The sequence below is a fragment of the Pseudomonas sp. P1_C12 genome (assembly GCF_056406435.1).
Genome location: NZ_JBFUAE010000006.1, coordinates 59,292 through 79,034, shown reverse-complemented (window position 1 = coordinate 79,034; position 19,743 = coordinate 59,292). Strand labels below are relative to the sequence as shown.

The following is a 19,743-nucleotide window of genomic DNA, read 5'->3' as shown; positions in this document are numbered from 1 at the left end:
GCTAGGTATGCGTCGTGCCTAGCAAGAGTAGCAGAGTGCCATGATCTGGTATCAGGAGCCGAATCCACAAGAGCAGAAAGCCTGCTGGAATTTGCCCTAAGGAGTAAAACAGAAAGAAAGCGCTGACGAGCAGCCCCGCCTGGGCGTTGCTCGCGCCAAATTCTTTCTGGATGTAGGGCAAAGCGATACCGATGTTGGCACGATCGGCAGCGGCTAGCATGTAGACAATGACGATGACAGACAGGACAACCCAACGATACTTGGACCTAGCCACCTGGGCGGCAGTGTCGGTGGTGGCGAAAGCAGTCATGGACCTTCCTTTTTTTATGTTTATTGGAGCAGCCATGTTCAGCATTCTACGCAGTCAGAAAAAGCGATAAATAAGAAAGCCAATCCATTCCTTATTAGAATCAGTACGGGTCAGAGCACCGTTGATGCCTACCTCGCAGGAGAAGTCATCAAGCGAAACATAGGGTCGGAAGCTCCACTTTCGTCGCGTCAGGTCACATCCTTTAACGAACGGATTTGATGGCAAACGTCCCAAAACGACTCGCTAGCAGCGATGACAACCTTCCGAGGTTGCCATCCTACCGCCGCGGCTGAAGTCGCCGACCATCGAGGTCAATCAGTTCTGTCATACCCGAAAGACCTAGTTAACCGGTCGTTACCACAACTCATGTCCGAACTTCATCCTGGATGAGGCAGATCACTCTGCCCCCTAGTACCTACCCACTGATTCAGCATTCGATAATGTTCACCGCCAGACCGCCTCGCGCGGTTTCCTTGTACTTGCTTTTCATGTCCGCTCCCGTTTGACGCATGGTGCGGATCACCTTGTCGAGCGAGACAAAATGTTGCCCATCACCACGCAAAGCGAGGCGCGCGGCGTTGATGGCCTTCACCGAGCCCATGGCATTTCGCTCGATGCAGGGCACCTGAACGAGGCCACCGATGGGATCACAGGTCAGGCCGAGATTGTGCTCCATGCCAATTTCCGCCGCGTTCTCTACTTGTTGTACCGTTCCGCCAAGTACTTCACAAAGCGCTCCAGCCGCCATCGAACAAGCCACACCCACTTCACCTTGGCAACCGACTTCTGCGCCAGAGATCGAGGCGTTTTCCTTGTAAAGAATTCCGATTGCGGCGGCGGTGAGCAGGAAACGCTGCACCCCTTCTTCATCCGCCCCGGGTACAAACCTGCGGTAATAGTGAAGTACCGCCGGGACGATCCCGGCAGCGCCGTTGGTAGGTGCCGTCACTACACGGCCCCCACTGGCGTTTTCTTCATTAACCGCCAAGGCGTAAAGGTTGACCCAATCGAGTACTGAAAGGCTGTCCCTTAAGTTGGCCTCAGGACTGCCACTGAGCTGACGGTACAATGCCGCAGCACGACGTTTGACCTTCAGCCCACCAGGCATGATGCCTTCGGTGCGGCAACCAGCAAGCACGCAGTCCTGCATCACTTGCCAGATATGCAGCAGACCCTGACGAGTTTGCTCCGGACTACGCCATGCCTTCTCGTTCTCGGCCATCAGCTGGCTGACCGAGAGATCATTACGCGTGCACTGCTCAAGCAGTTCCCGCCCGGTCAGGAATGGATAACGAAGGGGCGTTCGGTCTTCGACGATGCGGTCCAGTCCCATCGCGTCTTCATCCACCACAAACCCGCCGCCCACCGAGTAGTACTCACGGCTGCAAATCTGTAAGCCAGCCTTGTCGAAAGCGCGTAGGACCAAACCGTTGGGATGATAGGGCAGAGGCTTACGGATCATCGCCATGTGCTCTTTCTCGACAAAGCGAATGGACTTCTCCCCCAAAAGCTTCAGGGTTCCAGAACCGCGAATCACCACCAACCTTGCCTCTACTGCCGTGGTATCGACCGTATCCGGGTACTCCCCTTCCAACCCCAACAGTATGGCTTTGTCGCTTCCGTGCCCTTTTCCTGTGGCGCCGAGAGAACCGTACAGCTCTGCCCGAACACTCTCCACTTGCTCCAGCAAGCCTTGATCCCTAAGCCCCTCGGCAAAGCGCACGGCTGCGCGCATGGGACCGACGGTGTGCGAGCTGGAAGGACCGATGCCCACCTTGAACAGATCAAAAACACTCAGCGACATACTAAACTCCGCAGCGAATGCTGGTGGTTGATCAGGCTTTGTAGACCGGGAAACGCTCGCACAACTCTGAAACCCGCGCAGCGATACGGGCCTCGACTTCGGCATCACCGAGTTTATCGAGGATGTCGCAGATCCAGCTGGCAAGGACGCTGCATTCGGGCTCCTGGAATCCACGTGTAGTCACCGCAGGTGTTCCAATGCGCAAGCCAGAAGTTACGAACGGCGACTGTGGGTCATTCGGTACGGCATTTTTGTTGACCGTGATGTGCGCGCGGCCCAAAGCGGCATCGGCATCCTTGCCCGTCAGCCGTTGGCGGATCAGGCTGACAAGGAACAGATGGTTGTCGGTCCCACCCGAGACCACGTCATAACCACGCTGGATAAACACACTCGCCATCGCCTTGGCGTTTTTGATCACCTGCTGTTGATACGTTTTAAATCCAGGCTCCAGCGCTTCCTTGAAGCACACAGCCTTTGCGGCGATCACATGCATCAATGGGCCGCCCTGCCCGCCTGGGAAAACTGCGGCGTTGAGTTTGCGCTCAAGGTCTTCATTACCTTTGGCAAGAATCAAACCTCCACGGGGACCGCGTAGCGTCTTGTGCGTGGTGGTCGTGACTACGTGTGCGTAAGGAAGTGGATTTGGATACAGACCTGCCGCAACCAATCCAGCCACGTGGGCCATATCGACGAACAGGTAAGCACCGATCTTGTCAGCGATGGCGCGAAAGCGCGGGAAATCCAAGGTTTTCGAATAAGCGGAAAACCCGGCAATGATCATCTCCGGCTGATGCTCGACCGCCAGCCGCTCGACTTCGTCGTAATCGATCAACCCCGTCACGGTATCGATCCCGTACTGCACCGAGTTGTAGAGCTTTCCGGAAAAACTAACTTTGGCACCATGGGTCAAATGCCCACCGTGGGCCAGGCTCATCCCCAATACGGTGTCACCCGGCTGGAGCAGTGCCAGGTAAACAGCAGCGTTAGCCTGGCTGCCGGAGTGCGGCTGAACGTTGGCGTAATCTGCACCAAACAGTTCCTTAGCTCTGTCGATCGCCAACTGCTCGACCTTATCGACGTGCTCGCAGCCGCCGTAGTAACGCTTGCCTGGGTAACCTTCAGCATACTTATTGGTCAACCCACTGCCCTGGGCTTCCATCACCCGCTGACTGGTGTAGTTTTCTGAAGCAATCAGCTCAATATGCTGTTCCTGGCGGCGCTCTTCTGCATCAATCGCACTCAGCAGTTCGTCATCGTAACCCTGGATTTGGTCTTGCTGGCTGAACATTGTTTATCTCTCCTTCAACTTTTATTTTTGTTCGGATCAGGAAATCAAGCGCGCAGAAACGCTTCCAACAGCGAACGTGAACGCGCTAGATGATCGACTTTGGAGTTTTTGAGTTGATCAGCTGATATAGGCGGTAAAGGCATTGACGCCGGCTTGCGCCACAATCTCATCCTGATCGGGAGTACCTGAACTGCACCCTACCCCACCCACGATGAACTCTTGCATGAAGAGCGGCAGTCCACCGGCGACAATGGAAAAACGTCCCTGGTTGCTGGTGTTGATGCCGAAGGCCGGTTTGCCTGGCACGCTGATTTCGCCATAGGCGCGCGTCGATTTACGTGCGGCGGCGGCCGTGAAGGATTTGCTGATGGCAATGTCGATACTGGTGATCCGCGCATTGTCCATACGCTGAAACATGATCAGATGACCGGCGTCATCGGTAATGGCGATGTCCATATCAACAGCCAGTTCCCTGGCTTTCGCAAGACAAGCTTGCATGATGTGTTGAGCATCAGCCATTGTCAGTCTGGGTACCATTTTCATTGTCTTCGACCTCAGATTTGATGAATTAAAACCACTTCAACCCGTGTTTAAAACTCTAGAACTCTCTTCTTGGGTTTTACTTCTGCTCCTCCTCGCTCAATCTCTGCAAAGAACTCAGGCAGTGAAGTCGATAGCGCGGACAGGATCTTGCCCAGCGTATTAACCCCAGGGCTTGCTTGATTCTTTTCTATGACAGATATGGAGCTATGGGTAACCCGCGCTTTTTCGGCGAGTTTGCGCTGTGTAAGGCCATGTCGAAGACGTAGTGATTTAAGCGTTTTCGCCATTACAAAATCATCCGTCTCAGCGGTTTTTTCACCCTTGTGCAGGGTCAGCCCGTCGCTGGCTACAAGGACAGGTTTTCCCTCGGCAGGCATGTCCCGCTCGAACTCAAGCCAGATCGTTTTATAGGATTTACCAGTGACGGGATGCACTCCCTCCGGGGTGAGCACAGCAAGCGGCATCATCACGTAAGGTCTATCGATGAGATCCGACCTTGGCAGCACCCCATGCTCATAAACACCGACAAAATCCCCATACAACAAAATATCTATATCCAGCGGCAAGGCGATTCGAGGAGCCAGCACGCGCGCGTACCTGGCCTCAAAACGCTTTAGAACATCACTCAACTGGCCCAGCGATAGATCAGTGCGCCCGGACAGAACAACGTTAAAAAAATCGTCGCCCACGCAGCCGGCAGCCGCGGAGGAATAGACCGGGGAGCACTGAACATCCACTAGCAATGCGGCCAGGAACTCCAACGCCAACCCCAAATGATGATCTCGGTCCTGGTTACTCCCTAGGCCGAGGTAAATCAAAGTCGACATGGCGCTGGACTCCTGAGAAAGCTGGAAAGGCAAGATTTACTTTGTCAGCCAGGCATTGAAGCGTTCATTGAGTTCGTCGGCATGGTCACCCCACCACTCGGCATTCATTTGTAATGCTGTCTTGAAGTTTTCCGGGGAGGTCGGCAGATGCGGCTTCATCTCCTCGCTGACCAAGGCTTGCGACGATTTACGCGTCGGGCCATAGGCGATGTATTTGCTTTGCTCAGCCAGCACCGGGGTGCTTGTGGCGAACTTGAGGAACTCCATGGCCCGCGCTTTGTTCTTGCTGCCGGCCGGCACAGCCCATACATCCATGTCGTACAGCTGACCGTCCCAGATAATCTTGAATGGTTGCTTCTCTTGGGTCTGGGCCGTCCAGATACGTCCATTCCATGCTGAGGTCATTACGACCTGGCCGTCCGCAAGCAACTGCGGCGGCTGGGCACCTGCTTCCCACCAGATCACCTGACTCTTGATCGAGTCGAGTTTGGCGAAAGCCCGCTCGATACCCGCCTCGGTTTCCAAAGTGGAATACACTTCATTACGAGGCACTCCATCGGCCAGCAGTGCCCACTCCAACGTGCCTTGAGGCGCCTTACGCAAACCCCGCTTGCCAGGAAATTTGTTCAGGTCGAAGAAATCCTTAAGCGTTGCGGGCTGCTCACCTTTGAACGCGTTGACGTTGTAAGCGACCGCCGTCGACCAAATGATGTTTGCCACCGCACAGTCGGTGACGGCGCCGGAGATGAAGTCCACATCAACCGGGGCGCCGCCCGTCCCCGTTTCCAGGTCCTTGCTCGGGTTGATACGTTCGAACAGCCCCGCATTGCACGCCCGAACGGCATCCGGTAATTCCATGTCGACGACGTCCCAGGTGACGTTTTTGGTGTCGACTTGAGCCTTGAGCTGAGCGATGCCGCCGGAGTAATCCTCCAACGTAGTTTTCACCCCAGTTTTCTCGCTGAATGGCTTGATCGCGGCCTTGGTCTGGGCAGCAGCCAATGAGCCACCGTACGTGACAATCGTCAGATTCTCTTGCGCCATCGCAGACACACACGCGAGGCTTGTTACCGCGCATATCAACATCTTTTTCATAACTGCTTCCCTAGATCTCAGATCAATTAGTGATTCCACGAACGCGGAGCGAACGACGGCGCAGGACTTCGATAGACAGCAACAGCAGGACAGACAAAATGATCAGCAACGTGGCAGCAGCGAGGATCGTGGGACTAATCTGCTCACGCATTCCGGACCACATCTGACGAGGGATGGTGCGCTGCTCGACCCCGCCCAAAAACTGAACGATCACCGCCTCGTCGAACGAAGTGATGAATGCGAACAGCCCGCCTGAAATGATGCCGGGGCGAATGAGGGGAAACGTCACATTGAAAAACGTGTAAGTCGCCGATGCACCCATGCTGGCGGCGGCGCGGGTCAGTGAATGATCGAACCCCACGAGCGTTGCGGTGACGGTCAGAATCACGAAAGGCGTACCCAGCACAGCGTGCGACAGGATCAGCGCGAGCAGGCTCTGGCCAATCCCCAACTTGCTGTAAAAAAAGTACATGCCAGCGGCTGAAATGATCACCGGAACGATCATCGGCGAAATCAAAATGCCGGTGAGCAGGCGCTTGTAAGGCAGGTCAGCGCGGCTCAGCCCAATGGACGCAAGCGTACCGAGCGCGGTAGCGATCACAGTTGCACCACACGCCACTAGGAAACTGTTCTTGATCGACAGCACCCAAAGTGGGTCGTTGATTAGCTGGTGATACCAGCGCAGGGAAAATGCCTCCGGCCTCAGATGAAGCATGTCCGTCGTGAAGCTGAAATACGGCTCGACGTTAAAGGACAAGGGGATGATCACCAGAATCGGCACTACCAGAAACAGCAGCACGAGCAGGGCAAACCCGCGCACGGTGAAAAACCAGCAGCGCTCAATAGGTCCGATGTAATTTGGAAGGCTCATGGCTCACCCCAGCTTCATATTGGTAATGCCTACGAATCGGTCGTAGACCCAGTACATCAGCAGTACTACCACCAGAAGCAGGCTGGCAATTGCCGAGGCCAGACCCCAGTTCAAGGACGTCTGCATGTGATAAGCGATGAAGTTGCTGATCATCTGGCCGGTGCGGCCGCCCACGAGTGCAGGCGTGATGTAGTAGCCCACCGCCAGAATGAAGACCAGAATCCCCCCGGCACTGACGCCCGGCAGGGACAACGGAAAGTAGATCTTGAAAAAGGTGCGCATGGAGCTGGCGCCCATGGAGTGCGCGGCACGGATGTAGGTCTGGTCGACACCGCGCATGACGCTGTAAAGCGGCAGCACCATGAACGGCAGCAGAATATGCGTCATGGCGATGATCGTGCCGTACAGGTTGTACATCAGATCGAGCGGCTGATTGATGATGCCCAGACTGCGCAGGACATCGTTGAAAACCCCGTTTGACTGGAGAATCACGATCCAGGCGCTAGTCCGCACCAGCAGCGATGTCCAGAATGGCAGTAGCACGAGGATCATCAGCAGGTTGCTGAAGCGGTCCGGCAAGCTGGCCAGGAAATACGCCAGCGGATAGCCCAGCAGAAAGCAGATGAAGGTGATCGCGACACTTACCGCCAGCGTCTTCAGCAGGTTGTCGACATAGATCTGCCGGCTTTCCGGCTGCTGGACGATGTCGCCGTTATCGTCGTATTGACGATCCAGCGCCGCCAGGTAATGCACCGCGGAAATTGACGGCGCCATCACCTTGAGCTGGGACCACGTTGCGGTTTCGCCCCAGCGTTTGTCGATGCTGATCATCAGCGGCTTGAATTCGGTGTTCCCTGCCTGACTCTGTTTTTCCAGGCCTCTCGCCGTCTTGTTCAACAGCAGCTTCATGCCGCTTTGAACGCGGTTCAAGTCAGTCCCGACCCGATCCAGGTTCTGCGATTTGAGCAGGACGAGAATATCATTGCCAAGGACTGCAAACGTCTTCTCCTCAGGCAGCGCCTGCCGATCCCACTGCTTCAACTCGACTGCACTGTTCGGCATGTAGTCGGCGAGCGTGCCGTTTTGCACGCTGCGCATCAGCATGTCGCCAATCGGCATGAGAAAGAACACGGCGATAAACGCCAGCAGTGGCAACACCAGAAGCACGGACTTGAACTTGTTCCGACGCTCGGCCTTGTCCAGGCTTTCCTTTATTGACTGGCCAACCTTCGGCTGCACAAACAGCCGATCCGCAGGCCCTTCAGACATTACAGGGCGATTCATGGAGTGATCTCCGTGTGAGCGGTGACGAAAGTTAGATAACGGTGTTGAGCGCTCGACAGTCGTCAGCACGCCACCCTACGGTCACCAGGGCGCCGGGAGTCGGCGTCGACTGGTTGACGCCGTTCACCACTTTGACGATGAAGTCATCCTGGTCCGCGACGCTCAACCGAAGACGCAGGTGGTCCCCGTGATAGATCAGCTCTTGAATTTTGGCCGGAAGCCGGTTGTCGCATTGACCGTCGGTTGGATCGAGGTAGACGCGCTCCGGACGAATCGACAAGGTGGTTTTCGTGCCTCGGGCGGTACTCGCGGATTTCGCCGCAACGGCCTTCACTCGAAGGTTGCCGACTTGCACTTGGCAGTATTCCCCATCGCGCTCGATGACCTCCCCCGTCAGTCGATTGTTTTCACCGATGAAGCTGGCAACAAAGGCGGTCTCGGGTTTCTCGTACAGGTCGGACGGATTGGCCAGTTGCTGAACCACTCCATCGTTGAACACCGCGATGCGATCGGACATGGTCAGTGCTTCAGTCTGATCGTGGGTCACGTAAACAACGGTGATGCCCAGCTGCTTGGACAGGCGCTTGATCTCGTACTGCATTTGCTCGCGCAGTTGTTTATCGAGCGCGCCGAGCGGCTCGTCCATGAGCACCAGGCGAGGTTCAAAAATCAGCGCCCGAGCCAGGGCCACTCGTTGTTTCTGCCCACCGGACAGTTGTGCCGGCATGCGATTGCCCAGCGCGCCCATGGCGACCATGTCCAGGGACTTCTTGACTTTGTCTTGGATGTCGCTTGAAGACAGGCCGCGCACCTTGAGCGGAAAAGCCAGGTTCTCAGCAATGGTCATATGCGGAAACAAGGCATAGTTTTGAAAGACCATGCCGATACCGCGCTTCTGTGGCGAGATGTCGTTAACCGGCTGGCGGTCGATGGAGATTTCCCCGTGAGTGACGGTTTCAAAACCCGCCAACATCATCAGGCACGTTGTCTTTCCAGAGCCGGACGGCCCAAGCATGGTGATGAATTCGCCGCGCTGAATATCCAGATTGAAGTTTTTGACCACGAGGTTTTCGCCGTCGTAGCTCTTCTGCACATTGCGAAAACTCACAAAGGATTCTGTTTGCATGTGAACACCCTTCTGCAATTCTTTGATCAGCTAAGTGCGAAGCCGTCTTAAACGGCGCTCACACGGTTTCTCTTGTTCGCGTGGACACAGGACAGCCATCAATCAGGCGTACGGACGCCCGTGTCTGATGCTCGACGCGGCAAACTCAAGAGGAATCTTTCGGCAGAAAAGGCTCAGGGCGAGCCCGGAATCGATAAGGTGTGATGGAGCGGTACAAAGCTGCGCACCCGACGGGGTTGGCGACGACTTGGACCTGGCGATGCATTTTGCATTCATGGTTGTCTCCGGCGATTTTTGCGCCTGGCCCGGTGTCGGACTCCGGGCACTGCGCGATTCAATCGACTTGTTGTTATGACGTTTCTATACCGTGCCTGACCGCCGCTAATACGGTTGGCCCAGGGGGGTCAGCACTTGATTTTGTTCATCTCAGGGTCGTAGAACGCTCGAAGGCTGGCCTCCACCTCATAGCGCTTGGTGGCCACCTCGATCTCGTACTTGCCTTCTTTCACCCAGTCAGCCGTTGCACCTTCGGCGTTGCAGACATAGCCCATGGCGACGTTGCCGCCAATGAAGTGGCCGTACATGCCAGAGGTGGTGCGGCCGACGATTTCTCCGTTCCGATAGATCGGTTCTTCGTGGTAGTTGGTGGCCTCCGGGTCGAGGAACTTGAACAGGACCATGCGCTTTTTCACGCCTTCGGCTTTCTGCTTGACCAAGGCCTCTTTGCCGATGAAACCGCCGGCCTTGTTAAAGTCCGAGGCAAACGACAGCCCGGCTTCCAGCGGGGTGTCCTCTTCCACCACGTCGTGGCCGAAGTGGCGATAGCCTTTCTCGATACGCAGGGAGTTCAGGGCGTGATAACCACACAATTTCAGGCCGTGTGGCTCACCTGCCGCGACGATTCGGTCAAATACATCTGGTGCGAATTCAGTCGGGATGTACAGTTCCCAGCCCAACTCGCCCACGTAGGTAATACGTGAAGCTCGTACACGGGCATAGCCGAGTTCGATCTCCCTGGACGTGGCAAACGGGAAGCCTTCGTTAGAGAGGTCGTCGGTGGTCAGCGGTTGCAACAAATTGCGGGCGTTAGGGCCCATCACGCTGATCACGGCCATCGAAGAGGTGACATCGGTGTAGACCACATTCGCCTCGTCCGGCGTATTGCGGCGCAGCCAGTTCAGCTCGCGAGTCTGCGTCCATGGACCGGTGACGATGAGGAACGACTCCTTCTCAAGTCGTGTCACGGTCAGGTCGGCCTCGATACCTCCGCGCTCATTGAGCCACTGGGTGTAGACGATCTTGCCCGGCTCAACATCAATGTTGTTGCTGCAAATCCGGTTAAGCACCGACATTGCGTCGCGGCCCTGGACCAGTATCTTGGCGAAGGAGCTTTGATCAAACAGGCCGACGGTTTTGCGCACCGCGTTGTGTTCGGCTGCCGACCACTCGAACCAGTTTTGCTTGCCCCAGCTATACCCGTATTCAGGCTTCTGGCCCTGCGGTGCGAAGAAGTTCGCGCGCTCCCAACCGACCACTTCGCCGTAGCAGGCATTGGCGGCCACCAAACGGTCATGGAGGATACTTTTACGTGCGTTGCGAGCGGACTCGAACTGACGGAATGGCCAGTGCATGGCATACAGCAGGCCCAAGCCTTCCGTGGTGCGGTCGTACAGGTATTGAGAGTTACCTTGGAATGGCAAATTACGCTTGATGTCCACGTCCCAGAGGTCCATCGGGGCGTGACCTTTGGCGATCCACTCGGCTAACACCTTGCCGGCGCCGCCCGCTGACTGGATGCCCACCGAGTTGAAGCCTGCGGCGACAAAATAGTTGCGCAGTTCAGGTGCTTCGCCCAAGTGGTAGCGGTCATCGGGCGTAAAGCTTTCCGGGCCGTTGAAGAACACTTGCAGGCCGGTTTTCTCCAGCGCCGGGATACGGCGAATGGCAGCTTCCAGATAGGGTTCCAAGTGATCGAAATCAGGCGGCAACTCATCAAAACTGAAGCTGTCGGGAATGCCTTCATGGCCCCACGGTTTGGCATTGGGCTCAAAGGTGCCAATCAACAGTTTGCCGGCGTCGGTCTTGAAGTAGTTGTAGTAGTCCAGGTCACGCAGTGTCGGCAGCATGATGCCGTTGATTTCCGGCATCGGCTCCGTGACCACGTAGTAGTGTTCTGCGGCGTGAAGGGGAATGTTGACCCCGGCTTTCTTGCCGAAATTACGCGCCCACATACCGGCGCAGTTCACCACGAACTCAGCGTCGATATCGCCCTGAGCCGTGACGACACCTGCGGCCTTGCCATCCTTGATCTTGATATCCAGGACCTGGGTGTTTTCAATGATTTTAGCGCCGCCCATTCGAGCGCCCTTGGCGAGCGCCTGGGTGACGTCAACTGGGTTGACCACACCGTCCAGTGGCAAATACACGCCACCGACGATGTCTTCGATGTTCAGCAGTGGCCACAGGTCAAGCGCTTGCTCAGGGTTGACCACTTCACATGGAAAGCCACAGAGCTTGGCCATCGACGCGCCGCGCTTGAGTTCGGTGAAACGCTCCTGGTGAGTCGCGACGCTCAAGGAACCGTTACGCACGAAGCCAGTGGCCTGGCCGGTTTCTGCTTCAAGGCCCTCGTACAGACCAGCGCTGTACTTCGCCAGCATGCTCATGTTGTAAGTCGCACGCAGGGTCGGCACCAGGCCGGCGGCATGCCAGGTCGTGCCACAGGTCAGCGTCTTGCGCTCCAGTAGCACGACATCCTTGATGCCCAGTTTGGTCAGGTGGTATGCAACGCTGCACCCGATAACCCCACCACCGACGATGACGACACGAGCCGAACTCGGAACGGTATTACTCATTTTAAACTCCAGGGCCAGCCCCCCAGGCAGGGCAACTGGCTCGACGATTGGGGGGTGCTTAGAACACGATGGTTTTATTGCCGTACACGAGCACTCGATCTTCGAGATGGTTTCGAAGCCCACGGGCTAATACGGTTTTTTCGACGTCTTTGCCTAACCGCACAAGATCATCGACAGACTGTTCGTGGCTGACGCGCGCGACGTCCTGTTCAATGATCGGCCCCTCATCGAGGTCTTCGGTCACGTAGTGACAGGTCGCGCCGATCAGCTTTACCCCACGACGGGACGCCTGGTGATACGGCTTTGCGCCGATGAACGAGGGCAGGAAGCTGTGATGAATGTTGATCACTTTATGGCGGTATTTTTCACACAGGTTCTGCGGAAGAATCTGCATGTAACGAGCGAGAACGATGCAGTCCGCGCGGTACTCATCGATCAGTTGTTCGGTTTTGGCAAACCCTGCGGCCTTGTTGTCTTTGTCGACCGGTACGTATTCGAATGGAATGCCGTACCACTCAACCAGACTGCGCAAATCCTCATGGTTGGAAATCACACAGGCGATATCACAGACCAGATCACCGGTCTTCCAGCGATCGAGCAGATCGGTCATGCAGTGCGAGCCTTTGCTGCACATCAGCACCACACGCTTGCGCTGGTCGCTATCGACCAGCCGCCAGTTCATCGACATCTCTTGTGCGAGCGGTTCGACTTTGCGTTTCAACACTTCGATGTCAAACGGCAGGGTCTCCGCGCGAACAACCATGCGACTGAAGAAGCGATTGCTCTCTTCGTCAGAGAACTGCGAGGCCTCTTCAACCCAACCGCCATGACTGGCGAACAGGCCAGCCGTGCGGGTGATGATTCCCACCCGGTCTGGACAATCGAAAGCGAATGTATAGGTACGCTTGGCGCTCATTTCAGACTCCTTAAGACAGGGCAGCTTCAAGAGCTGGAACGGCTTCAAACAAGTCGGCAACCAGGCCGTAGTCAGCGACGCGGAAAATCGGCGCCTCCTCGTCCTTGTTGATCGCGACGATGATTTTGGAATCTTTCATGCCGGCCAAATGTTGAATGGCACCCGAGATGCCAACAGCGATGTACAAGTCAGGCGCCACGATCTTGCCTGTCTGGCCAACCTGCATATCGTTGGAGACGAAACCTGCATCGACGGCTGCGCGAGAGGCACCCACCGCGGCACCCAGCTTGTCGGCGACTTTTTCCAGCAGCGCGAAATTTTCGCCACTGCCCATGCCACGGCCGCCGGAAATGACGACTTTGGCCGAGGTCAGTTCGATCCGTTCAGAGACGCTGAAATCGGCACTCAAGAATTTGGAAAGACCGGTATCGTGAGAGACGGAAATGGCCTTGATGGGCGCCAATGCCCCCGTCCGTTCGGCAGCTGAAAACGCCGTGGTGCGAACGGTCAGCACCTTGACTGCGTCAGAGCTTTCAACGGTCGCCAGGGCATTACCGGCGTAGTACGGCCGAACGAATGTGTTCGGGGAAATGATTTCCACAACGTCACTGACTTGGGCGACATCCAGCAATGCAGCAACACGAGGAAGCAGGTTTTTGCCATACGCCGTAGAGGCGGCAATGACATGGCCATAGGTCGAGGTCTTCACCAACTCGCTCACCAGAGCGGCCACATTCTCGACACCTTGATCTGCATACTCGGGCGCATCTGAAATCAGTACGCAACTCACACCCGCGAATGTGGCCAACTCCTCAGCGACACTGCCCGCCTGCTGACCCGCCACCAAAACGTCGACGTCTGCCCCAAGGCTCGCCGCCGCTGAAAGCGCGTTCAAGGTGCCCGATTTAAGAGCCCCTTCGTGGTGCTCAGCAATCAATAAAACAGCCATCAGATCACCCCTGCTTCGTTCTTCAGCTTCTCGACCAGTTCTTGAACGCTACTCACACGAATGCCTGCCTTGCGCTCAGGCGGCGCCGAGACCTTGATGACTTTCAAACGAGGAGCGATATCGACACCAAGGTCGCTGGCATCAATGACCTCCAGTGGTTTTTTCTTCGCTTTCATGATGTTGGGAAGTGAGGCGTAGCGCGGCTCATTCAGGCGCAGGTCAGCGGTGATCACTGCGGGCAAGCGCAAACTTCTGGTTTCGAGTCCACCGTCGACCTCACGAATGACATTGACCCACTCACCGACGACGTTGATTTGCGAAGCGAAGGTGCCTTGAGCGCTGCCCATCAATGCGGAAAGCATTTGACCGGTCTGGTTGTTATCACCATCGATGGATTGCTTGCCCAGCAGCACAATGCCGGGTTCTTCACGCTGGGTGACCGTGTAGAGAAGCTTGGCAATCGCAAGGGGTTCCAGATCGCTACCTGCCTTGATCAGCAAGGCTCTGTCTGCGCCCATTGCCAGCGCGGTTCGCAACTGCTCCTGACAAACGTCAGGACCCACGGATACCGCGATGACTTCGCTGGCCTGCCCGCTTTCCTTCAACTGAAGTGCGGCCTCCACAGCGATCTCGCAGAAGGGGTTGATCGACATTTTTACGTTGCTTAATTCAACGTCAGATTCATCCGCTTTGACACGGACTTTGACGTTGGCGTCTACGACACGCTTCACCGCCACCAGCACCTTCATAGCAACCTCCGAATAAGTCCAAACCTCTGGAATCCGATGCTATAAGCCCCTATAGATGCTTACAAACGATCTATATAGGGCATATGGATAAGCAGGACTTATTCGTTGTTGATTGCCTTAACATGCGTTGGAAGTTCGTGCCGGGCGCTCGCGGACGATGCGAATAACGGTCGGGGCGAGTAATAGCGCCAACGCTAAGGTAACCGCAGAGTTTGAAAACGGAAGGACGAAACGGCGAAAGCTGATAGACGAATAATAGGGCGCAAACAGGCTAAACCTGCGTCAGTTTGTCTCTGTAATTTTCGTCGTCGCCCCTACCACTTCCCGAATCTTGTCCATCAACGCCTGCGCAGCTGGCGATTGAAGCGACCCCGATCGGGAGATCAGACCAATCGGTCGCGTGGTGTGGCTAAGGGAAAGCGGCAGTCGCACCAGATCACCGCTGGCCATTTCGTGTTCCAGCTGATGTGCCGAAACGGCAGCGAGCATATCTGAGCGCAGCAACACACCGCGCAAAATCGCCAAGTCGCCCGTTTCAATCACGGGGATGGGCGCGGAGATACCGATGTGGGCGAAAAATGCGTCCAGCAATTGTCGCGCCGGGGAGCCGGCGCGAGGCAGTATCCAGCGGGCACCACTCAAGTCTTCATAGACTGGCGTCCGCTCCAACCAAGGGTGGTTGCGGCGTACCAAGATCACCATTTCTTCCTGTAGCAACTCCTCGCTATGCAGGTCGCTGGCGTAGGCCGACGGGCGTAGAGCGCCGAGGACAAAATCCACATCGCCAGCTCGCAGCTCACTGGCCAACAAGTCGAACGGGCTTTCATTGGTGACGATTCGTACATGAGGATGTTCCAGGGTCAGGCGCACGATGGCTTCGGGCAGTATTCCCGTGCGTCCCAGAGGCAAGGCCCCCACGTGCACTGCACCTTGAAGGGAGCCACCCAACGCGGCGATGTCCGCATCGATGTGACGCAGCTCATTCAGTGCTCGGCGCACCCGCAGCAACACCGCAAGGCAGGCGCGGGTGGGCAGCAAGCCATGGGGCGTGCGTTCAAACAGGCTAGAGCCACTGCCCTGTTCAAGGACTTTGATGGCGGCACTGATCGCTGGCTGGGATACCCCAAGGATACTCGCCGTGGTCTGCATATGGTGGGTTTCACAGAGCTTCGCGAACACCTCCAGGCGTCGGGCCTGGAACAAATAAAGCGGCTCGGCGGCGTGCCCCTTTACCTGCCCCAGCAATCGTGGCACGGCAAGCAATTCATCCATGGCACGACGAGCGCGAGGAAGCACGCCCTCACCATAATCGGTCAGACGCATACCATTGACGTTGCGCTCAAACAAAGAGACTCCAAGGCGTTTCTCCAACGCAAGGATGGCGCGCGTCACAACGGGCTGAGCACGGAAAAGTACGGCGGACGCCCTGGATACACTGCCGTATTCAACGACACGAAGGAAGGCACGAATCTGCATGAGATTGGGCAGTTCAAGACTGTGCATGTGCACCTACCGTGTTATCGAGGAAGCGGCCGTACAGCATGCAGAACTCATCCCGATAAGTAAAACGCATACCTCTTGCAGCCGAACGCATTATTCACCACAGACCCCAAGTGCGAATGTGGGCCCTATCAAACAGCCGCAAGAAGAGCCCTCCAATGATCAATACAAAAAAAACCGCACTGATTGTTAGCGCCCACTCCGCCGATTTCGTCTGGCGCGCAGGTGGCTCCATTGCACTACATGCACAACAGGGTTACGCCGTTCATATCGTGTGCCTCTCCTATGGCGAAAGGGGTGAATCAGCCAAGCTCTGGCGCAAAGGCGAGATGTCGGAAGACAAGGTTAAATCCGCACGGCGCAGCGAGGCCGAGGCCGCAGCGGAGATCCTTGGCGCGAGCGTGGAATTCTTCGACATCGGCGACTATCCGATGCGCGCTGACAAAGAAACGCTGTTTCGTTTGGCCGATGTGTTTCGTCGTGTGCAACCGGATTTTGTGCTCAGTCACTCGATCAAAGACCCTTACAACTACGACCATCCGTTGGCCATGAACCTGACCCAAGAGGCGCGCATCATCGCCCAGGCGGAAGGTTATAAGCCCGGTGAAAAAATCGTCGGTGCGCCACCGGTCTACAGCTTTGAACCGCATCAGCCTGAGCAGTGCGAATGGCGACCGGATGTCCTGCTGGATATCACCGAGGTCTGGGACAAGAAGTATGCGGCCATCCAGTGCATGGCCGGCCAGGAGCATCTCTGGGAGTACTACACCCGCGTCGCTCTGCAACGCGGCGTGCAGGCTAAGCGCAACGTGGGCATCGCCTCTACCCGCAACATTGTTTATGCCGAGGGTTACCAGAGCATCTTCCCACGGGTAACGGAGAACCTGGCATGAGCGCTCTGATCGGAAAAACCGGTATTGTCGTGCGCAATATTTCCCGCGCCGACTCGGCACTGATCGATGAACTGGATCGCTTCGGCGTTGCGACCGTGCATGAAGCTCAGGGTCGCAAAGGCTTATTGGATTCAACCATCCGCCCAATCCAGCAAAACCAAAGCATCAGCGGAACGGCTGTGACAGTGTTGGTTGCGCCGGGTGATAACTGGATGTTTCACGTCGCCGTCGAACAATGCCAACCCGACGATATTCTGGTGGTTGCGACATCTTCGCCCTGCACCGATGGCTACTTCGGCGACTTGCTAGCCACCTCATTGATGGCTCGGGGGGTACGCGCCCTGATAATCGACGCAGGGGTCCGCGATACTCGAACTCTGCGAGACATGGGCTTCAAGGTCTGGTCACGGGCAGTTCATGCCCAAGGCACGGTCAAGGAAACCCTCGGCTCGGTCAACGTTCCGATCATCTGTGCCGGCCAATGGGTCGAGCCCGGTGATGTGGTTGTGGCTGACGATGACGGCGTGGTCATTGTCCGCCGCGAAGAGTTACCAGACGTCGTTGAAACCAGCCGCAAACGCGCTCGATTCGAAGAGCAGAAACGTGTGCGCCTGGCTGCTGGCGAATTGGGCCTGGATATCTACGAGATGCGTCAGAAGCTCGCTGACCGGGGTCTGACCTATTACGACAGCCTTAGCGACCTGAAAGGATGACCCCATGAGCCAGACTCGTATTCCGTGCCTGATGATGCGCGGTGGCACCTCCAAAGGCGCGTACTTTCTTGCACCTGACCTGCCCGCCGAAGAGGCGGTGCGGGATCGGGTGTTGTTGGCAGTCATGGGATCGCCCGATGCTCGACAGATCGATGGTATCGGCGGCGCGAATTCGTTGACTAGCAAGGTCGCGATCATCCGCCGCTCGGAGCGGGCGGACGCCGATGTCGATTACCTATTCGCGCAGGTTCTGGTCGAGCAAGCCCAGGTCGATTATGGCCAGAACTGCGGGAACATCCTGGCGGGTGTTGGGCCATTCGCCATCGAGCGCAGGCTGGTCGCCGCCCAAGGCGCACTTACTTCGGTGCGGATTTTCATGGAGAACACCGGTCAGATTGCCATTGCCCATGTCCCCACCCCTGACGGTACGGTCAGTTATGCGGGTGAAGCCCACATCGATGGCGTTCCCGGCAGCGGCGCCCCCCAGATTATCGAGTTTGAAGACATTGCCGGATCCAGCTGCGGCGCATTGTTGCCAACTGGCAATCCCACAGACCGTTTCGACGGCATTGACGTGACTTGCATTGATAACGGCATGCCGGTGATTTTGATTCGAGCCACCGATGTCGGCCGCAGCGGCTACGAAAGTGCCGAACAACTGGACGCCGACAGCGAACTCAAAGCCGTACTCGAATCCATCCGTTTACAGGCGGGGCCATTCATGAATCTGGGGGATGTCAGCCAGCGCAGCGTACCAAAAGTGTCCTTGATTGCAGCTCCCCGTGAGGGGGGCGTAATTTGCAGTCGCACCTTCATCCCCCATCGCTGCCACACGTCAATCGGGGTATTTGGTGCCGTGAGTGTAGCGTCCGCCTGCCAGATTCCGGGCTCTGTCGCCGATGGACTGACCCAAGTGCAACCAAGTGCACGAGTACAGCTCTCGGTAGAACATCCGACGGGCGAGTTTACCGTCGAACTGCACATGCAAAACGGTGAGTTAGCCGGTTGCGGTCTGCTGCGCACGGCCCGGCTGCTGTTCGACGGTAACGTGTGTATTCCCCAGAGTGTCTGGCAGAACGAGGTGACTCAATGAGCATGAAAACCTTTACGCTGATCGGCTTCGGCGAGGCTGGAGCCATTTTGGGCGAGGATCTTGCAACCTCGGGTGTGACCGTTTACGCCTATGATCGCCTGCAAGAAAACCCCAGTACTCGCGCGGCTCTTTACGACAAGGCCGATCAATGCGGCGTGCTGCTATGCGACAGTTTCGCCCACGCCATTGCGCTCGCAGACTGGGTCATTTCAGCGGTGACCGCCGATGAGGCTTTGACGGTGGCTCAGGCCGCGGCGGTGCTGATGAGACCCGATCAATTGTTCATCGATATCAATTCGGTTGCCCCGTCCACCAAGCGGGCAGCATTCGCCGCTATGCAGCGCCATGGCGTCGGCTATATCGATGCTGCCGTCATGGCCCCGGTACCTCCCCAGCGCTTGAAAACACCCATTTTGCTCGGCGGAGCAGTTGCCGGACAGGTGGCTGAACAGCTCTCTGCACTGGGCATGAACGTACGCCGGGTGGCCGATGAGGTCGGCATCGCTTCAGCGATCAAGATGTGTCGCAGCATCATGATCAAGGGCCTGGAAGCGCTGACGACCGAATGCTTGAGCACCGCACGCCAGTACCAGGCAGAACGGGAAGTGCTCGCGTCGTTGCACCAGAGTTTTCCGCAGATGGGCTGGGACGATGCGTTGCCGCACTACTTGATCAGCCGCGTGGCTGAACATGGTCGGCGACGCTCCGAAGAAATGAAAGAAGTAGCAAAAACCTCGACCGACATGGGTGTGGTGCCGAACATGAGCCTGGCAATCGTCAACGCCCAACGTGGCCTGGTGGATGCCATGGTGGATGCCGATCTTGACTACCCCAACATCGAGCCTTTCGACTGGCTGCACCTGGTTGATACTCTTTATGGCAGCCCACACACCCGGGAAAGTCTCGCGGAGGAAAAGCGTTAACATG

The 19,743-nt window shown here is 56.6% G+C and carries 18 protein-coding genes; 4 read left to right on the top strand and 14 right to left on the bottom strand.

Annotated elements, in window-relative coordinates:
- Position 1 precedes the first annotated feature (1 nt).
- The 14 genes from AC1D19_RS12595 to AC1D19_RS12530 form a co-directional block, all read right to left on the bottom strand.
- A complete protein-coding gene (locus AC1D19_RS12595; protein WP_477763398.1) occupies positions 2-310 on the bottom strand; it encodes an MFS transporter in 309 nt (102 codons plus the stop codon).
- Positions 311-737: 427 nt separating this feature from the next.
- Positions 738-2,114 (bottom strand): L-serine ammonia-lyase, encoded by a 1,377-nt coding sequence (locus AC1D19_RS12590; protein ID WP_477763397.1) that lies wholly within the window; start codon positions 2,112-2,114, stop codon positions 738-740.
- A 31-nt stretch (positions 2,115-2,145) separates the two neighbouring features.
- Entirely contained in the window at positions 2,146-3,402 is a 1,257-nt protein-coding gene (glyA, locus tag AC1D19_RS12585) for a serine hydroxymethyltransferase (protein WP_477763396.1), read from the bottom strand.
- 117 nt (positions 3,403-3,519) lie between these two features.
- Positions 3,520-3,945: a GlcG/HbpS family heme-binding protein gene (locus AC1D19_RS12580; protein ID WP_414924995.1), complete on the bottom strand. Its 426-nt coding sequence runs from the start codon at positions 3,943-3,945 to the stop codon at positions 3,520-3,522.
- 47 nt (positions 3,946-3,992) lie between these two features.
- Positions 3,993-4,772, bottom strand: coding sequence for a 2-amino-4-hydroxy-6-hydroxymethyldihydropteridine diphosphokinase (gene folK, locus AC1D19_RS12575; protein WP_477763395.1), 780 nt, complete (start codon positions 4,770-4,772; stop codon positions 3,993-3,995).
- Between the two features lie 36 nt (positions 4,773-4,808).
- Positions 4,809-5,867, bottom strand: a complete 1,059-nt coding sequence (locus AC1D19_RS12570) for an ABC transporter substrate-binding protein (protein WP_477763394.1) — start codon at positions 5,865-5,867, stop codon at positions 4,809-4,811.
- A gap of 22 nt (positions 5,868-5,889) precedes the next feature.
- Positions 5,890-6,738 (bottom strand): ABC transporter permease, encoded by an 849-nt coding sequence (locus AC1D19_RS12565; protein ID WP_253561585.1) that lies wholly within the window; start codon positions 6,736-6,738, stop codon positions 5,890-5,892.
- Positions 6,739-6,741: 3 nt separating this feature from the next.
- Positions 6,742-8,022 carry an ABC transporter permease gene (locus AC1D19_RS12560; protein WP_477763393.1) on the bottom strand — a complete coding sequence of 427 codons (1,281 nt, stop codon included), beginning with the start codon at positions 8,020-8,022 and terminating at the stop codon, positions 6,742-6,744.
- Between the two features lie 31 nt (positions 8,023-8,053).
- Positions 8,054-9,148 carry an ABC transporter ATP-binding protein gene (locus AC1D19_RS12555; protein WP_477763392.1) on the bottom strand — a complete coding sequence of 365 codons (1,095 nt, stop codon included), beginning with the start codon at positions 9,146-9,148 and terminating at the stop codon, positions 8,054-8,056.
- 404 nt (positions 9,149-9,552) lie between these two features.
- Positions 9,553-12,003 carry a GcvT family protein gene (locus tag AC1D19_RS12550; protein ID WP_477763391.1) on the bottom strand — a complete coding sequence of 817 codons (2,451 nt, stop codon included), beginning with the start codon at positions 12,001-12,003 and terminating at the stop codon, positions 9,553-9,555.
- A 58-nt stretch (positions 12,004-12,061) separates the two neighbouring features.
- Entirely contained in the window at positions 12,062-12,919 is an 858-nt protein-coding gene (gene purU, locus AC1D19_RS12545) for a formyltetrahydrofolate deformylase (RefSeq protein WP_046035443.1), read from the bottom strand.
- A 10-nt stretch (positions 12,920-12,929) separates the two neighbouring features.
- The gene (locus AC1D19_RS12540) at positions 12,930-13,868 is read right to left on the bottom strand and encodes an electron transfer flavoprotein subunit alpha/FixB family protein (RefSeq protein WP_477763390.1); all 939 of its coding nucleotides are present in this window, start codon (positions 13,866-13,868) and stop codon (positions 12,930-12,932) included.
- On the bottom strand, positions 13,868-14,617 hold the full coding sequence (locus AC1D19_RS12535) for an electron transfer flavoprotein subunit beta/FixA family protein (RefSeq protein ID WP_477763389.1): 750 nt from the start codon (positions 14,615-14,617) through the stop codon (positions 13,868-13,870). Before AC1D19_RS12535 ends, AC1D19_RS12540 begins: the two co-directional genes overlap by 1 nt.
- 282 nt (positions 14,618-14,899) lie before the next feature.
- A complete protein-coding gene (locus tag AC1D19_RS12530; protein ID WP_477763388.1) occupies positions 14,900-16,120 on the bottom strand; it encodes a LysR family transcriptional regulator in 1,221 nt (406 codons plus the stop codon).
- A 155-nt stretch (positions 16,121-16,275) separates the two neighbouring features.
- Here AC1D19_RS12530 and galB point away from each other — a divergent pair, with 155 nt between their 5' ends.
- From galB to AC1D19_RS12510, 4 genes are read left to right on the top strand one after another with little or no spacing between them, the layout of a single operon-like run.
- On the top strand, positions 16,276-17,010 hold the full coding sequence (galB, locus tag AC1D19_RS12525) for a 4-oxalmesaconate hydratase (protein ID WP_477763387.1): 735 nt from the start codon (positions 16,276-16,278) through the stop codon (positions 17,008-17,010).
- Positions 17,007-17,723 (top strand): 4-carboxy-4-hydroxy-2-oxoadipate aldolase/oxaloacetate decarboxylase, encoded by a 717-nt coding sequence (locus AC1D19_RS12520; RefSeq protein ID WP_477763386.1) that lies wholly within the window; start codon positions 17,007-17,009, stop codon positions 17,721-17,723. The genes galB and AC1D19_RS12520 overlap by 4 nt, the downstream gene beginning before the upstream one ends.
- Positions 17,724-17,727: 4 nt before the next feature.
- Positions 17,728-18,816 carry a 4-oxalomesaconate tautomerase gene (locus AC1D19_RS12515; RefSeq protein ID WP_477763385.1) on the top strand — a complete coding sequence of 363 codons (1,089 nt, stop codon included), beginning with the start codon at positions 17,728-17,730 and terminating at the stop codon, positions 18,814-18,816.
- Complete coding sequence (locus AC1D19_RS12510) at positions 18,813-19,739, top strand: NAD(P)-dependent oxidoreductase (RefSeq protein WP_477763384.1); 927 nt, start codon at positions 18,813-18,815, stop codon at positions 19,737-19,739. The genes AC1D19_RS12515 and AC1D19_RS12510 overlap by 4 nt, the downstream gene beginning before the upstream one ends.
- The last annotated feature ends 4 nt before the right edge of the window (positions 19,740-19,743 follow it).

Bases quoted from the DNA above. Each gene is read 5' to 3' on its own strand.
- AC1D19_RS12595 (WP_477763398.1), bottom strand. From the start codon at position 310: ATGACTGCTTTCGCCACCACCGACACTGCCGCCCAGGTGGCTAGGTCC.
- AC1D19_RS12590 (WP_477763397.1), bottom strand. From the start codon at position 2,114: ATGTCGCTGAGTGTTTTTGATCTGTTCAAGGTGGGCATCGGTCCTTCC.
- glyA (WP_477763396.1), bottom strand. From the start codon at position 3,402: ATGTTCAGCCAGCAAGACCAAATCCAGGGTTACGATGACGAACTGCTG.
- AC1D19_RS12580 (WP_414924995.1), bottom strand. From the start codon at position 3,945: ATGAAAATGGTACCCAGACTGACAATGGCTGATGCTCAACACATCATG.
- folK (WP_477763395.1), bottom strand. From the start codon at position 4,772: ATGTCGACTTTGATTTACCTCGGCCTAGGGAGTAACCAGGACCGAGAT.
- AC1D19_RS12570 (WP_477763394.1), bottom strand. From the start codon at position 5,867: ATGAAAAAGATGTTGATATGCGCGGTAACAAGCCTCGCGTGTGTGTCT.
- AC1D19_RS12565 (WP_253561585.1), bottom strand. From the start codon at position 6,738: ATGAGCCTTCCAAATTACATCGGACCTATTGAGCGCTGCTGGTTTTTC.
- AC1D19_RS12560 (WP_477763393.1), bottom strand. From the start codon at position 8,022: ATGAATCGCCCTGTAATGTCTGAAGGGCCTGCGGATCGGCTGTTTGTG.
- AC1D19_RS12555 (WP_477763392.1), bottom strand. From the start codon at position 9,148: ATGCAAACAGAATCCTTTGTGAGTTTTCGCAATGTGCAGAAGAGCTAC.
- AC1D19_RS12550 (WP_477763391.1), bottom strand. From the start codon at position 12,003: ATGAGTAATACCGTTCCGAGTTCGGCTCGTGTCGTCATCGTCGGTGGT.
- purU (WP_046035443.1), bottom strand. From the start codon at position 12,919: ATGAGCGCCAAGCGTACCTATACATTCGCTTTCGATTGTCCAGACCGG.
- AC1D19_RS12540 (WP_477763390.1), bottom strand. From the start codon at position 13,868: ATGGCTGTTTTATTGATTGCTGAGCACCACGAAGGGGCTCTTAAATCG.
- AC1D19_RS12535 (WP_477763389.1), bottom strand. From the start codon at position 14,617: ATGAAGGTGCTGGTGGCGGTGAAGCGTGTCGTAGACGCCAACGTCAAA.
- AC1D19_RS12530 (WP_477763388.1), bottom strand. From the start codon at position 16,120: ATGCACAGTCTTGAACTGCCCAATCTCATGCAGATTCGTGCCTTCCTT.
- galB (WP_477763387.1), top strand. From the start codon at position 16,276: ATGATCAATACAAAAAAAACCGCACTGATTGTTAGCGCCCACTCCGCC.
- AC1D19_RS12520 (WP_477763386.1), top strand. From the start codon at position 17,007: ATGAGCGCTCTGATCGGAAAAACCGGTATTGTCGTGCGCAATATTTCC.
- AC1D19_RS12515 (WP_477763385.1), top strand. From the start codon at position 17,728: ATGAGCCAGACTCGTATTCCGTGCCTGATGATGCGCGGTGGCACCTCC.
- AC1D19_RS12510 (WP_477763384.1), top strand. From the start codon at position 18,813: ATGAGCATGAAAACCTTTACGCTGATCGGCTTCGGCGAGGCTGGAGCC.